Source organism: Umezawaea sp. NPDC059074, assembly GCF_042738955.1.
Taxonomy (GTDB): Bacteria; Actinomycetota; Actinomycetes; order Mycobacteriales; family Pseudonocardiaceae; genus Umezawaea.
Map to the genome: position 1 here is coordinate 20,937 of NZ_JBHYHC010000005.1, position 15,065 is coordinate 36,001.

12 protein-coding genes are annotated in these 15,065 nt (G+C 71.6%); 8 read left to right on the plus strand and 4 right to left on the minus strand.

Annotation, left to right across the window (positions count from 1 at the left end; translation table 11 throughout):
• Positions 1 to 8 precede the first annotated feature (8 nt).
• Positions 9 to 1,478, minus strand: a complete 1,470-nt coding sequence (locus tag ACFWW9_RS03710; RefSeq protein WP_390371016.1) for a PP2C family protein-serine/threonine phosphatase — start codon at positions 1,476 to 1,478, stop codon at positions 9 to 11.
• Positions 1,479 to 1,583: 105 nt separating this feature from the next.
• Here ACFWW9_RS03710 and ACFWW9_RS03715 point away from each other — a divergent pair, with 105 nt between their 5' ends.
• A complete protein-coding gene (locus ACFWW9_RS03715) occupies positions 1,584 to 6,101 on the plus strand; it encodes a HAMP domain-containing protein (protein WP_390371018.1) in 4,518 nt (1,505 codons plus the stop codon).
• Here the strand turns inward: ACFWW9_RS03715 and ACFWW9_RS03720 are convergent.
• Positions 6,098 to 6,415, minus strand: coding sequence for an STAS domain-containing protein (locus tag ACFWW9_RS03720; protein WP_390371020.1), 318 nt, complete (start codon positions 6,413 to 6,415; stop codon positions 6,098 to 6,100). The genes ACFWW9_RS03715 and ACFWW9_RS03720 overlap by 4 nt on opposite strands.
• A 156-nt stretch (positions 6,416 to 6,571) precedes the next feature.
• Here ACFWW9_RS03720 and ACFWW9_RS03725 point away from each other — a divergent pair, with 156 nt between their 5' ends.
• The 7 genes from ACFWW9_RS03725 (at position 6,572) to ACFWW9_RS03755 (ending at position 12,748) form a co-directional block, all read left to right on the plus strand.
• On the plus strand, positions 6,572 to 6,961 hold the full coding sequence (locus ACFWW9_RS03725) for an ATP-binding protein (protein ID WP_390371021.1): 390 nt from the start codon (positions 6,572 to 6,574) through the stop codon (positions 6,959 to 6,961).
• 837 nt (positions 6,962 to 7,798) lie between these two features.
• Complete coding sequence (locus ACFWW9_RS03730; RefSeq protein WP_390371023.1) at positions 7,799 to 8,755, plus strand: Ppx/GppA phosphatase family protein; 957 nt, start codon at positions 7,799 to 7,801, stop codon at positions 8,753 to 8,755.
• 1 nt (position 8,756) lies between these two features.
• Complete coding sequence (locus ACFWW9_RS03735) at positions 8,757 to 9,125, plus strand: STAS domain-containing protein (RefSeq protein WP_390371025.1); 369 nt, start codon at positions 8,757 to 8,759, stop codon at positions 9,123 to 9,125.
• 31 nt (positions 9,126 to 9,156) lie between these two features.
• Positions 9,157 to 9,660 (plus strand): GNAT family N-acetyltransferase, encoded by a 504-nt coding sequence (locus ACFWW9_RS03740; protein WP_390371027.1) that lies wholly within the window; start codon positions 9,157 to 9,159, stop codon positions 9,658 to 9,660.
• An 81-nt stretch (positions 9,661 to 9,741) separates the two neighbouring features.
• Positions 9,742 to 10,653, plus strand: a complete 912-nt coding sequence (locus tag ACFWW9_RS03745; protein WP_390371029.1) for an anti-sigma factor RsbA family regulatory protein — start codon at positions 9,742 to 9,744, stop codon at positions 10,651 to 10,653.
• A gap of 117 nt (positions 10,654 to 10,770) precedes the next feature.
• The gene (locus ACFWW9_RS03750; RefSeq protein ID WP_390371031.1) at positions 10,771 to 12,093 is read left to right on the plus strand and encodes a wax ester/triacylglycerol synthase family O-acyltransferase; all 1,323 of its coding nucleotides are present in this window, start codon (positions 10,771 to 10,773) and stop codon (positions 12,091 to 12,093) included.
• 172 nt (positions 12,094 to 12,265) lie between these two features.
• On the plus strand, positions 12,266 to 12,748 hold the full coding sequence (locus tag ACFWW9_RS03755; protein ID WP_390371033.1) for a GNAT family N-acetyltransferase: 483 nt from the start codon (positions 12,266 to 12,268) through the stop codon (positions 12,746 to 12,748).
• Between the two features lie 51 nt (positions 12,749 to 12,799).
• Here ACFWW9_RS03755 and ACFWW9_RS03760 read toward each other — a convergent pair whose 3' ends face one another.
• Together ACFWW9_RS03760 and ACFWW9_RS03765 are read right to left on the minus strand one after the other, a co-directional pair.
• Positions 12,800 to 13,909 (minus strand): glycosyltransferase family 4 protein, encoded by a 1,110-nt coding sequence (locus tag ACFWW9_RS03760; protein ID WP_390371035.1) that lies wholly within the window; start codon positions 13,907 to 13,909, stop codon positions 12,800 to 12,802.
• On the minus strand, positions 13,827 to 15,050 hold the full coding sequence (locus tag ACFWW9_RS03765; protein ID WP_390371037.1) for a hypothetical protein: 1,224 nt from the start codon (positions 15,048 to 15,050) through the stop codon (positions 13,827 to 13,829). The genes ACFWW9_RS03760 and ACFWW9_RS03765 overlap by 83 nt, the downstream gene beginning before the upstream one ends.
• Positions 15,051 to 15,065: the final 15 nt, after the last annotated feature.

The following is a 15,065-nucleotide window of genomic DNA, read 5'->3' on the forward strand; positions in this document are numbered from 1 at the left end:
CCCGGTGGTCAGCCCGTCGGCGCAGCCTGCACGGCGAGCAGGGTGATGTCGTCGTGCTCGGACGGGCCCAGCCAGTCGAAGACGGCGCGGCGGACCACGTCCACGGTCGCGTCGGCGCGCAGGCCAGCGCACTCGCCGACGACGGCTTGCAGGCGTTCCTCGCCGAACAGCTCCTCGCGGTCGGACTCGGCGCGGGCCTCGGTGATGCCGTCGCTGTAGAGCAGCATCGTCTCCCCCGGCTTGACCACGACCGACGTCTCCTGGAACCGCACGTCCGACAGCACGCCGACGATGCCGCCGCGCGCGACGACCTCCTCGACCGTGCCGTTCGCCCGCAGCACGACCGGCGGCGGGTGGCCGCCGGACGCGACGGTCAGCCGCAGGCCGCCGTCGTCGGTCTGCGCGAGGGTGCCCACGACGAGCGTGGTGAACAGTTTGCTGCCCGCCGCCACCAGCGCGGCGTTGAGCAGGTACAGCAGTTGCGCGGGGCGCTGCTCGACCAGCAGCAGCGTGTGCAGCGAGCGCCGCACGCGGCCGGAGTGGACGGCGGCCTCCAGCCCGTTGCCGCACACGTCGCCGAGCACGAAGGTCGCGGTGCCGTCCTCGCGCAGGTGCACGTCGTAGAAGTCGCCGCCGACCCCGGCGCGGCGGGCCGCCGGGTGGTAGCCGGCCGCGAGCAGCGTGCCCGGCACGTCGGGCAGCGTGGACGGCAGCAGGTCGGCGCGCAGGACCTCGACGACCCTGCTCTGCTCGCCGTGCCGGGTCGCGGCCTCCAGCGCGCGGGCGGCGTGGTCGCCGTAGCGGCGGACGGACTCGACCTCGGCGGCGGTGAACGGTTCGCGCGGCACGCGGCGGATCAGCACCAGCGTGCCCAGCGAGGCGCCGTTGCGGATCAGCGGCACGGCGTGCGCGGATCCGGGCTCGCCGAAGTCCACGGGCAGGTCCGGGGTGGCCTCCTGGCCGAACTCGGCGTGGCCGACCGCGCCGTCCAGCACGTCGAGCAGGCCGGTCACCACGCCCGCGGACTGGCGGGTCGTGCGGGCGCGGGCGACCTCGCCGGAGCCCTTCGCGCCGAACCACCACTCGACCCGGCCGCGCGGCGCGGGCACGATCACGGCGCACTGGTCCGCGAGGTGGGCCAGCGCCAGTTCGACGATGGCGCGCAGCGTGTCCGGGCGGTCGGTGGCCGCGGAGAGCCTGCGCAGGGCCTCGTCCAGGAACGCGGTGTCCCAGCCGACCGGCGGGTCGAGGTAGCAGGCGGTCCAGCCGTCGCCCATGTCCTGGCGGCGGGCCGCGACCGTCAGCCGGTCGCCCGGCGACAGGTCCGGGTACAGCTCCACCGCGGCGGGGTTCACCAAGGCCACGGTGTCGGTCGGGTCCACGACGGCCACGGCCTCGCGCAGGCCGTCGACCAGCAGCCGCCAGGCGGGCAGGCCGATTCCGGGTGCTTCCGCGTCCACACGGTGCCCCTGGGCCATCGGCTGTGCTCCTGAGGTGTGGGGGTCGGTGGCGGCCGGTCTTCAACCTATCGGACCGGGTCGTGGGAGGCTGGTGGCAGATCGCCGATTCTCGCGGAGGCTGTGTTGACGACGGGGCTGGACGACACCGACGTGACGGGCGACGCGGCGCTGGAACGCGTGCTCGCCGCCATGCGGGACATGCGGGACGGCAACTTCCGCCGCAGGCTGGTGCCCGCGGGCAGTGGTGTCGCCGCCGAGCTCGCCGAGGTGTTCAACGACATAGCCGGGCGCAACCAGTGGCTGGTCGGCGAACTGGTGCGGGTGCGGCAGGCCGTCGGGCAGGAGGGACGGCTGGACGAGCGGCTGACCCCCGACGACGGGCAGGCGGGCTGGGCGCTGGCCACGGAGTCGGTGAACGGCCTGCTGGAAGACCTGATGCGGCCGACCACCGAGCTGAGCCGCGTGCTCGCCGCGGTCGCGGACGGCGACCTGACGCAGCAGATCCAGGTCACCGCGCGCGGCGACCTGGCGGCGCTGGCGGAGACGTTCAACTCGATGACGGCGACGCTGCGGACGTTCGCGGGCGAGGTCACCCGCGTGGCGCGCGAGATCGGCACGGACGGTCGGCTGGGCGGGCAGGCCGAACTGCCGGGCGTGGCGGGCATCTGGAAGGACCTGACCGACTCGGTCAACTTCATGTCCGGCAACCTCACCGCGCAGGTGCGCGACATCGCGCAGGTCGCGACGGCGGTGGCGCAGGGCGACCTGACGCAGAAGATCACCGTGACGGTCGCGGGCGAGATGCTGGAGCTGAAGGACACCCTCAACACGATGGTGGACCAGCTCTCCTCGTTCGCGGGCGAGGTGACGCGCGTGGCGGTGGAGGTCGGCACCGACGGCATCCTCGGCGGCCAGGCGCAGGTGCCCGGCGTCGGCGGCACGTGGCGCGACCTGACCGACTCGGTGAACTTCATGGCGGGCAACCTGACCAGCCAGGTCCGCAACATCGCCCAGGTGGCCACGGCCGTGGCGCGGGGCGACCTCTCGCAGAAGATCGACGTGGACGCTCGCGGCGAGATCCTCGAACTCAAGACGACGTTGAACACGATGGTGGACCAGCTGTCGTCGTTCGCGGGCGAGGTCACCCGTGTCGCGCGCGAGGTGGGCAGCGACGGGCGGCTCGGCGGGCAGGCGCAGGTGCCGGGCGTGGCGGGCACGTGGCGCGACCTCACCGACTCGGTGAACTCGATGGCGGGCAACCTGACCAGCCAGGTCCGCAACATCGCCCAGGTCACCACGGCCGTGGCGCGCGGCGACCTCTCGCAGAAGATCGACGTCGACGCGCGCGGCGAGATCCTCGAACTCAAGAGCACCCTCAACACGATGGTCGACCAGCTCTCGTCCTTCGCGGGCGAGGTGACGCGCGTGGCCCGCGAGGTCGGCAGCGACGGGCGGCTCGGCGGCCAGGCGACGGTCCCCGGCGTCGCGGGCACCTGGCGCGACCTCACCGACTCGGTGAACTTCATGGCGGGCAACCTGACCAGCCAGGTCCGCAACATCGCCCAGGTCGCGACGGCGGTGGCGCAGGGCGACCTGTCGCAGAAGATCACCGTCAACGCCAAGGGCGAGATCCTCGAGCTCAAGACCACGCTGAACACGATGGTCGACCAGCTCTCGTCCTTCGCGGACGAGGTCAACCGGGTGGCGCGCGAGGTCGGCACCGAGGGGCGGCTGGGCGGCCAGGCGCAGGTGCCGGGCGTCGCGGGCACGTGGAAAGCGTTGACGGACAACGTGAACTCGATGGCCGACAACCTCACCGCGCAGGTGCGCAGCATCGCCCAGGTGACGACGGCGGTCGCGGGCGGCGACCTGTCGCAGAAGATCACCGTGGACGCGCGCGGCGAGATCCTGGAGCTCAAGAGCACGATCAACACGATGGTCGACCAGCTGTCGTCGTTCGCCGACGAGGTGACGCGCGTGGCGCGCGAGGTCGGCACGGACGGGCGGCTCGGCGGGCAGGCGAAGGTGCCGGGCGTCGCGGGCACGTGGAAGAACCTCACGGACAACGTGAACTCCATGGCGGACAACCTGTCCGGGCAGGTCCGCAACATCGCCACCGTCGCCACGGCGGTCGCGAACGGCGACCTCTCCAAGAAGATCACCGTCGAGGCCAAGGGCGAGGTGCGGGCGCTCGCCGAGACGATCAACGGCATGGTCGACACGCTGCGGGCGTTCGGCGACGAGGTGACGCGCGTGGCGCGCGAGGTCGGCACCGAGGGCATCCTCGGCGGCCAGGCGCGGGTGCCGAACGTGGCGGGCACGTGGAAAGACCTGACCGACAACGTGAACTTCATGGCGGGCAACCTGACCAACCAGGTCCGCAACATCGCCCAGGTCACCACGGCGGTGGCACGCGGCGACCTGTCGAAGAAGATCGACGTCGACGCGCGGGGCGAGATCCTGGAGCTGAAGACGACCATCAACACGATGGTCGACCAGCTCTCGTCGTTCGCGGGCGAGGTCACGCGGGTCGCGCGCGAGGTCGGCACGGAAGGGCGGCTCGGCGGCCAGGCCGAGGTGGACGGCGTGTCCGGCACGTGGCAGAAGCTGACCGAGAGCGTGAACCAGCTCGCCAGCAACCTGACCACGCAGGTCCGCGCGATCGCGGCCGTGGCGACGGCGGTGACGGCGGGCGACCTGACCCGGCAGATCACCGTGGAGGCGTCCGGCGAGCTGGCGGAGCTCAAGGACAACGTCAACCAGATGATCGGCAACCTCAAGGAGACGACCCGCACCAACCAGGAGCAGGACTGGCTCAAGACGAACCTGGCCAGGCTGTCGGGGTTGATGCAGGGCCACCGCGACCTGCACGCGGTCGCGTCGCTGATCATGTCCGAGCTGACGCCGCTGGTGTCGGCGCAGCAGGGCGCGTTCTTCCTGTTCCAGCAGGAGGGTTTCGAGCTGACCGCGAGCTACGGCTACGGCAGGCCGGACGGCCGCGTGGTGCGGTTCGCGCCGGGCGAGTCGCTGGTCGGGCAGGCGGCGCTGGAGAAGAAGACCATCCTGGTCACGGGCGTGCCGCCGGGCTACCTGACGGTGTCGTCGGGCCTCGGCTCGTCGACGCCCGCGCACCTGATCATCCTGCCCGTGCTGTTCCAGGGCGAAACGCTCGGCGTGATCGAGCTGGCGACGCTCAACGAGTTCACCGACGTGCACCTCGACCTGCTGGAGCAGCTCAAGGAGAACATCGGCGTCAACGTGAACACCATGCTGGCCAACGCCCGCACGGACGCGCTGCTGGCCGAGTCGCAGCGCCTCGCGCAGGAGCTGCGGGCCGGGTCGGCCGAGCTGGAGGACCGGGCGAAGCAGCTGTCGTCGGCGTCGAAGTACAAGTCCGAGTTCATGGCCAACATGTCGCACGAGCTGCGGACCCCGTTGAACAGCCTGCTGATCCTGGCGAAGCTGCTGGCCGACAACCTGGACGGCAACCTCAACCCCAAGCAGGTCGAGTTCGCCCGCACGATCCACTCCTCGGGCAGCGACCTGCTCCAGCTCATCGACGACATCCTGGACCTGACGAAGGTCGAGGCCGGGCACATGCAGGTGCAGGCCGAGCCGGTGCGCGTGGCCGAGCTGGTCCGCTACGTCGAGGCGCTGTGCCTGCCGCTGACGGCGGAGAAGGGCCTGGAGTTCCACATCAGCGTGGAACCGGACGTGCCCGTCACCCTGCACACCGACGAGCACCGGTTGCAGCAGATCCTGCGCAACCTGCTGTCCAACGCGGTCAAGTTCACCCACGAGGGCGGGATCGACCTGCACATCCGGCACGCGCAGCCGCAGGAAGCGCCGGACGTGGCGTGGCCGCGCACGACGTCGATGCTCGCGTTCGACGTCCGCGACACCGGCATCGGCATCCCGGCGGACAAGCTGTCGGTGATCTTCGAGGCGTTCCAGCAGGCCGACGGCACCACCAGCCGCAAGTACGGCGGCACCGGCCTGGGCCTGTCGATCAGCCGCGAGCTGTCGCAGCTGCTCAACGGCAGGCTGAACGTGCGCAGCGAACCGGGCATCGGCAGCACGTTCACGCTGTACCTGCCGCTGGTGCGCAACGCGCAGCCCGTGGACCTGCCCGCCCCGCTGCCGGAAGCGCCGGAGCCCGCGCCCGTCAGCCACCCCGGCCCGGCGCGGACCGCGACCGCCGTCGTCCCCGCGACGCTGGTCGCGCCCGCCGCGCTGCCCGCCGCGCCGACCCGGTTCCACGGCGAGAAGGTGCTGGTCGTCGACGACGACCTGCGCAACGTGTTCGCGCTGACGAGCGTGCTGGAGCTGCACGGGTTGCAGGTGATCTACGCCGACAACGGCATCGCGGGCGTGCGGGCGCTGGAGCAGTACGACGACGTGACGCTCGTGCTGATGGACATCATGATGCCGGAACTGGACGGCAACGCGACCATGGCCGCGATCAGGGCGATGGAGCACTACGAGGACCTGCCGGTCATCGCGGTGACCGCGAAGGCGATGAAGGGCGACCGGGAGAAGAGCCTGGCGTCCGGGGCCACGGACTACGTGACCAAACCGGTCGACACCGACCACCTGCTCCGGCTGATCGCCTACTACCTCGGGATGGGCGAGGTCTCCTAGGCCTCCGTCGCCTGGCCGACCGAGTCGTGGATGCTCATCACCCCGGTGAGGTCGGTCAGGCGGAACAGCTTGTGCACCGCGGGCCGCGGCGCGGCCAACCGGAACGACCCGTCCAACCGCCGGTGCCAGTCGACCAGCAGCGCCAACCCGGTGGAATCCATGAACCTCACCTCGGCGAGATCCACGACCAGCCGCGACGCCGCGACGCGTTCCAGGTGGTCGGACAAGGTGGGAACGGTCTCGGCGTCGAGCTCGCCGGACACGACCACGACCTCCCACTCGCCGTGGACCTCACTGCGCACCTGCAAGTCCATCGTCCCCGCGTCCTTCCACACGACCGACGTCGCGACCTAGGAGATCGTGCAGCAAGACCCACCCCGGCGCGAGCACCGGGTGGCCGAAGCGGCGAACCATCCGGTGGATGTGCGACGATGCGGTCCGGCCGATCAAGGGCGAGCGGGGAGCGGGATGTGCTGAACGAACCAGCGACACCCGTCGCCGTCGTGCTCCCGGCGGAGTCCGGCTCGTGCTCGCGGGCTCGACGACTGGTCGACGAAGCGGTCACGAACTGGGGCCTGCCGGAGGAGTTCGCGGACGACGCCGCACTGGTGGTCACCGAACTGGTGTCCAACGGGGCGGACCACGCCGAAGGGCCACTGCGCCTCACGGTGACCCGAACGGAGAACGGCGTGCGCATCGAGGTGCACGACCGCTCCGGAGCGATGCCGGTGGTGAGACCGGTGAGCCCGGAATCGCCGCGCGGGCGAGGGATGATCATCGTGAACGCGCTGAGCGCGGAGTGGGGCGTGGCACCGGACGCCGACGGGAAGACGGTGTGGGCCGAGTTGGTGGTGGGGTAGGTCCTGGGGTTTGGCTTTGGCTGGGGTTTCGGCTTTGGCTGGGTTCGGCTGGGGTTTCGTCTGGGCTGAGTTTGGTCGGGGTCGGGGGTCTCCCGGTTGCCGCGGGTTCCAGCGTGCTCACCAGGCGATTTGCGTCGTTGGAGTGGCCGATTTGACTTGGGGGCCCCTCATTTCGGCCTTGATCGGGCCAAAAGGCAGTGCCCCAAAGCCCTGCCCGATCTCCAATTTTAAGGCCGAAATCCCCAAGTAAAATCGGCCACGGTTGCGTGCGGCCCGTAGCGTTCCGTAGCAGGTCAACAGGCGAACGCCAGTCCCGTAAGTAGGCGCCATGCTTGTGCCAGTCCCGTAGATGGTCATCACTCGGCTGCCGGTCTCTTGGTGGGTCGTCTGGTCGGCTGCCGGTGGTCATGAGTCACCAGAACACCACCCCCTCCTCCGGCCGGCGAACCGGGAGATTCTCACTCCCGTCCTCCGCGAATCGACACCTCGTCGACCCTCACCCACACCCCGCCAACCCCCTCCATACCTTCCCTCCTCCTCCGTTCACATACCGGACCCGGCTTCCCACTCACCGGACCTCTCCCCCCACCGTGATCCATTCCCCAATGGACGGTCCACACCCGTTGCACCCGGCCACTTTCCCTCTCCATCCCTCTCCGAAGACCAACTCTCCCAACGCTGAGCATCGTCACGGATGGCCCTTTCCCGTGTCCCTCCAATGGACCAGTGGGCTACGGCCGCCTCAGGGACATTTGCCCCACCTGGGACACTGTGGGTTTGATCGAGTGCTCTAGTGGGCATGAACCATGTCCCTACGTGACTTCAGGAGGCGCTGGAATGCCCGGTAGACCCGAGCGGGTCGGAGTGCTCGACGTCGGCTGTTTCAGTGCTCAGCTCGTTGTCGTGGACCGGGCACAGGGGTCGCTTCTGCACCCCGAGGTGTCGCACAAGGTGCGGTTGCGGATGGATCGGGCGTTGGACGAGCGCGGGCGGATCAGCAAAGCCGGTGTGGACGAGCTGGTGGCCGCTGTGCGGCAAGCCCGTCGACTCGCTGATCGGGCCGAGGTGGAGACGCTGGTGCCGTTCGCCACCTCGGTGATCCGGGACGCCGCCAACGGGGCCGAGGTCATGGAGCAGGTCGCCGCACGGGCCGGGGTCGGGCTCGGGGTGTTGTCCGGGCCTGAGGAAGCCCGGCTGTCCTACCTGGCCGCGCGGCGGTGGTTCGGGTGGTCTGCCGGACGGCTCGTCGTGCTGGACGTCGGTGGTGGGACGGTGGAGATCGCCGGGGGACTGTCCGAGACGCCGGAGTTCGCGCGGTCGTTCCCGTTGGGGGCTCGGACGTTGACGCGGGAGTGGCTGGACGACGCCGCGGCTTCTCCTCGTCGTTTGCGCGACCTGCGGTCGCACCTGGTGGACAGCATCGGGGCCGTGCTGCCGTCGACGATCGACGGGCGGGCGGTCGGGTGTTCCAAGGTGTTCGAGCAGCTGGCGCGGCTCGCCGGGGCTCGGCCGCAGCGGGAAGGGCCCTCGGTGCTGCGGCAACTGACTTTGGCCGACCTGCGGTCGTGGATCCCGAAGCTGGCGTCGCGGTCGACGCGGCAGCGCGCTCGGCTGCCCGGCATCTCCGCGCACCGGGCGCGGCAGTCGCTGGCGGGCGCGGTCGTCGCCGAGGCGTTGATGTCCACCGCCGGTCACGAGGTCGTGGAGATCTGCCCGTGGTCCACCAGGGAAGGTCTGCTGCTGAGCCTGATCGAGCACCGCGCCCGCTCGGGTGGACGCGTCAGGGTCGCCTGACGTGCCGCGGGAGACGATGACGCTCGCGGTCGAGACCGACCGCTCGGGGCGCGTGGTGGTGTCCGTCCGCGGCGAGATCGACCAGGCCGCGGCGGAGAAGCTGCTGCACAAGCTGGACCGGCTGGTCGCCGAGGGGCGGTCGCGGATCGTGCTGGACATGGCCGAGGTCCGGTTCTGCTCGGCGCAAGCCCTGAGCGCGCTGGTGCGGACCCGTGCGCGGGCCGACCGGGCGGGCGGGTGGCTGCGGTTGGCGGGCACCCCGCCGCACGTGCGGAAGGTGATCGCCGTGACGGACCTGGACCGGCTGCTGCCCAACCACGAGGACGTGGCGGCCGCGCTGCTCGGTCGACGGGCCCCCGCGGCGAAGTAAAAGCGGTGGACGCCCGTCGTACGGTGCCACCGTGGAGATCCGCACCGCCCGGCCGGACGAGCTGGAAGAGCTGCAACGGCTCGAGGACGCCTCCGGCGAGCTGTTCCGCGAGATCGGCATGCCCGAGATCGCCGACGACGACCCGCTGTCCCTCGCCGTGCTCGCGCACCTGCGAGCACTGGGGCAGGTGTGGGTCGCGGTCGACCCCGAGCCGGTGGCGTGGATCGCCGCGGCCGAGGTCGACGGGTGCGCGCACGTCGAGCAGGTCAGCGTGCACCCGGACCACTCGAGGCGGGGTGTCGGCAGGCGGCTGATCGACCACGTGGACGCCTGGTCACGGGCGCGCGGGCACGCCGGGTTGACGCTGACCACGTTCCGGGACGTGCCGTGGAACGGCCCGTACTACGAGCGCCTCGGATTCCGGCAGGTCACCGAACTGACGCCGGGGCTGGTGGAGATCGTCGCGCGCGAGACCGCGCACGGGCTGGACCCGGAGGCCCGCGTCTGCCTGCGGCGCGACCACGCGGGGGCATGACGAGCGTCTCAGCCCATCCTGGTTTCGGGGCGGTGACGAGGGGGCACTCCTCCGCGTGACCCGCCACCGGAGGATGTCCAGATGGTCGACTTCGTCCACGAAGCCCTGTTCTACCGGGACCCCGGCCAGTACCTGGCCGGGACCGTGCCGTTCGTCCTCGACGGGCTCGCCGCGGGCGACCCCGTCCTCGTCGCCGTTCCGCCGCGCAACGTCGACCTGATCCGCACCGAGCTGGGCGCGAAGTCCGAGCACGTCGAGTTCCTGGACATGACCGACGGCGGCCGCAACCCCGGCCGGATCATCCCCGGCGTGCTGACGCCGTTCGCGAACGCCCACCCCGCGCGGGTGCGGATCATCGGCGAGCCGATCTGGGCCGGTCGCACGCCGACCGAGTACCCGGCGTGCGTGCAGCACGAGGCGCTGATCAACACCGCGTTCGACGGCCGGGACGCGATGATCCTCTGTCCGTACGACACGTCCATGCTGGCCCAGGACGTGCTGGTGGACGCCGAGCGCACACACCCGATCCTCGTGGACGAGGACGGGCGCAAGGCCAGCCCCCGCTACGACGACCCGGCGCGCACGGCCGCCGACTTCAACCTCCCCCTGCCTCCCCCGCCTCGCTCGGCGCAGGCGTACTGGTTCGACCTGCACAGCCTCCCCGCGACCCGCAGGCTCGTGACGGACTACGCCGAGGTGGCCGGTCTCTCCGAGGACCAGGTGGACGACCTCGTGCTCGCGGTGAACGAGCTGACGACCAACAGCATCGAGCACGCGGCGGGCGGCGGCGAGCTGCTCGTGTGGCACGAGGGGTCGACCGTGGTGTGCGAGGTGCGCGACCGCGGGGTGCTGCGCGACCCGATGATCGGCCGCGTCCGGCCCCGGCCGAACGCCAGGGGCGGGTACGGCGTGGTGATGGTGAACCTCCTGTGCGACCTCGTCCGCGTCCACACGGACGAGAACGGGACGGCCGTCCGCGTGCACGTCGGCTGAGACATCACCCGATCGGGCCTGCTTGACGGGCTCATGTCACGTGGTGGCCTCGCCGCCGTCATCCTGGACTGGTTGTCTGGAGGCATTCCGGACGCCGTCGGCGGAGGCCCTCCACACATGACCACCGAACAACTGAGCCCGCTGGACGTCGCCTTCCTCTGCCTGGAGGACGACAAGAACCCGATGCACCTCGGCGCGGTCGCGACGTTCGCGCCGCACCGGCCCGTGCACCCGGCGCGGATCGTCGCGCTGCTGTGCGAACGCGCGCAGGAGATCCCCAAGCTGCGCAAGCGCACCAGGGTGTCGTGGCTGCCGCTGGGCGGGGCGTCCTGGGTGGACGACCCGCGCTTCGCCGTCGAGGACCACGTGACGGGGCACCACCTGCGCGGGCCCGGCGGCGAGGACCGGTTCGCCGAGCTGGTGTCGACACTGATGTCCCAGCCGCTCGACATGAGCCGTCCGCCGTGGGAGCTGCACGTCGTGACGGGGCTCGCGGGCGGGCGGTTCGCGGTCGTCGTGAAGCTGCACCACGCGCTGTGCGACGGCATGAAGGCCGTCGGCCTCGGCCTGCGCCTGCTCGACGACCTCGGGCGCGACCTGCCGCCCGAGCACGACGGCGAGCCCGAGCCGGTCGGCCTGGCCACGAGCGTGGTCGACGGCCTCAAGGACCTCGCGAGCACCGCCACCATCGCCTCCGCCGTGCTGCGCAGCGCCCGCGCGCCCGGCGCCCGCTCGCCGGTGCTGACCCGGTCCGGGCGGCCGCGCCAGGTCGTGATGGCCCGGCTGGGCCTGGACGAGGTGCAGCGGGCCCGCAAGCGGCACGGCGGCACGGTCAACGACGTGCTGCTCGCCCTCGTCACGGGCGCGCTGCGGCAGTGGCTGGTCGCCCACGACAGCGCGGGTGAGGGCGCGACCGTGCGGGCGTTGATCCCGGTCAGCAGGCGGGCCCGCGACCCGAGGGGCGGCACCGGAAACCAGATCTCCGGGTTCCTGTGCGAGCTGCCGGTCGGCGAGCCGGACGCGCGCGAACGCCTGAGGGTGGTGCGCGCGGACATGGACCGCAACAAGGCCGTCGGCCCCGGCAGGGGTCCCGGCGCGCTGCCGCTGCTGGCGGACCGCATCCCGGCCGCCCTGCACCGCCTGGCGACGCCGCTGGCGGGCCGCTGCGCGCCCCTGCTGTTCGACGCCGTGGTGACGAGCGTCCACCTGCCCGCGCTGCCGCTGACGCTGGACGGCGCGGACCTCAAGGAGATGTACCCGGTCGCCCCCGTGGCGGCGGGGCACGCGCTGGGCGTGGCGCTGTCGGTGTACCGCACCGGCGTGCACATCTGCCTGCACACCAACCAGCCGTGGATCTCCGGCTCGCGCTGGCTGCTCGGCGCGCTCCGCCGCGAACTGGCCGCGCTCGACCACACCGACGCTCTTGTAGATCGGGCATAGAACCCGCACGTACCGTCCGGAAGACCTCCAGAACCCACGGGAGTCACGATGGAGCTGACGTCGAACGCCGAGACCGACACGCAGGAGTTCCTGGTGCCGCCACGCGAGTGGTGGGACGAGGAACCGACCATCGTCCGGGGCGAGGACTGACCGTTTTCGGTAGAATTCCGTTGTGCCCCAACTGATCTCGCCCACACCGCTGCTGCACGGGACCTGGCTCGAATCGCACGAGGAGTGGGGGCCGGGCCTGCACGAGGACGGCTTCGGGCTGGGCGAGGACGACGAGGTCGTCACGCCCGACGGGTTCGCGGCCTGGGTGGCGCGGGTGACCGCCGAAGCGGAGCGCACGGGCAGCGTCTACCGGTGGATCGTCGAGGGCGACCGGGTCCTCGGCGGGATCGCGCTGCGGTACGGGCCCGCCGACTTCGTCGAGTGGGCGGGGCACGTCGGCTACGGCGTGCGGCCGTCCGCGCGCGGGGCCGGGCTGGTGACGTGGGCGTTGGGGCTGATGCTCGACGAGGCGCGGGCGGCCGGGCTGGACCGGGTGCTGCTCGTGTGCGAGACCGACAACGCGGGCTCGGCGCGGACGATCGAGCGCAACGGCGGTGTCCTCGAGGAGGCGACTCCCCTGCGGCGGTACTGGATCGCGCTGTAGTGGGGTGTCGCCGAGGCCCACCGGGACGAGCGGTGGACCCCGGCGACGGTCTCAGAGACGGGCCTTGGTGAACAGCTCGTCGTAGGCGTCCAGCACGGCCGGGACGCTGTAGCGCTCGGCGGCGGCCGCGACGCCCGCTGCCTGGTCGGGCGGGGTGTCGCGCAGCTCGCGCAGGCGGTCGGTGATGTCGGCGGCCACGCCGGGGCGCACCAGCGCGCCGAAGCCGGTCTCGCGCACCGGGATCCGTACGCCGGGCAGGTCGCTGGCCAGCGCGGGCACACCCGCGAGCATCCCGACGACCTGGACGATCCCGAAGGCCTCGAACGCGTTGACCGAGGGCAGCGCGAACACGTCCAGCGAGGCGTAGAAGTCGCCGAGCTTCTCGTCCGGGACGAACCCGAGCAGCTTGATCCGCGGGTCGCCGTCGATCCTGGCCCGCACGCGTTCGATCACGCTGCCACCGGCGACGTTGCCGAACTCGCCGCCGATGAGCAGCCGCGCGTCCGGGTCGTCCAACGCCCGGAAGCCGTCCACCAGGAACTCGACGCCCTTCTCCTCCACGATCCGGCCGAGGAAGCCGACGTGGAGCCCGGCACCGTCCCGAAAGGACGGTTCGCCCTTCGGCACCGGTCGGCACGGCGGCGGGACGGCGGCCATCCGCGGTCGGATGGACGTCCACAGCCGACTGCGCTCGGCGTAGTCCTCGCTGGTGACGGCGACGATCCTGGCGTGCTTCATGGCGAGCCTGCTGGAGGCGTCGATCACCTTGCCCTGCACCGAGTTCACCAGTCCCGGCGGGAGGCTGACGTCGCAGTGGTAGGTCAGCACGACCGGGCAGCGGGCGGCCTTGGCGACCAGTCCGGCCTCCAGCATCGGCAGGTGCAGGTTGAGCACGTGGGCGGTCTTGGAGGCGGCCACGACCAGGCGGGTGAACTCGGGGCTGACGGTGCCCTTGCCCAGCTTGGCGAGCACGGGAGCGCGGGTCACCCGGACGCCGTTGACGACCTCCTCGGCGGGCAGCGCCGGGTCGTGCCTGGTGGTGACCACCCGCACCCGCTTGCCGCGCGCGGCGAGCCCCTCAGCGACGTCCCTGGCGAAGTTGGTCAGCCCGGACACGTAGGGCGCGTAGTAGGTCAACGCGATGACCAGGTCGTCGTGCACGACGGTCCTCTCCGGTGGTGATCAGCAGGAACATCCCGACGGCCCAGCCGAGGCCGGAGCCGACGAGGAACGAGAGTTCGGCGCGCAGCAGCAGATCCGGCACGACGGCGAAGGTCGCGGCGGCACCGGCGATGCCCGCCAGCCACGCCCACGCGACCTTGGCGTGCAGCGCGGAGGCGACGAGCGCCTGGGTGGTGACGATCAGCCCGAGGTGCGCGGTGACGCCGATCGCCATCAGCACCAGGTCGCCGCCCGCGAGCACGTAGGAGTCGCCGAACACCAGGCGCACCAGCCACGGCCCGAGCAGCCCGGCGGCCACCGCTCCCACCAGGCCGAACGCGGCGAGCGCCGCCGTGAGCCTGGCCAGCGCCCGGCCGAGGCCGCCGTCCTGGGACAGCTTGGTCAACGACGGCAGCAGCGCGGTCTGCAACGGCACCGCGACGAACAGCGGCACGCGCACCAGCAGGAACGCCGCCAGGAACCGGCCCGCGGCGGCGGAGTCGGTCGCCGTCGCGGCGACGACGACCGGGAGGCCGTTGAGGAGGAGTTGGGCGCACACCGAGCCGAGCAGCAGGGGCAGCGCCGAGCGCAGGAACTCCGCCGTGGTCACGCCGCCACTTCCCGTGCGGGGCAGCAGGAACAGGACCGGCAGGTGCGCGAGGGCGATGGCGGCGACCAGCGTCCACGCGAACCCGGCGCTGTCCGTCACGACGGCGAAGCCGAGTCCGAGCGCGAACAGCACCCGCAGCGCCGTGTCGACCACGAGCAGGCCGCCGTGCCACGCGAGCCGTCCGCCGCCGATGAGCGCGCCCCGGACGAGGAACTGCCCGGCCGACACCAGGCACAGCGCGCCGACGGCCACGACCGCCCACGGCCTGCCGCCGAGCGCGTCCAGCAGGACCGGGGAGGCGGCCGCCACGAACAGCAGTTCGACGACCGCGAGGCCCAGCGCGACGCGGGTGGCGGCTCCCATCGCCGCTACCGGCGACAACCTGGCCAATTCCTGTTCGACCGGCAAAAAGGCGCCGAATCCGACCAGCAGCGAAAGGGACCAGAAAGCGCCGAAATACCCGTACTCGGCCGGTGTCAGATTTCGCGCGACCACGGCGAGGTAGGCGTTCACCAGCAGCCCGGAGACCACGACGCAGACCCCGAC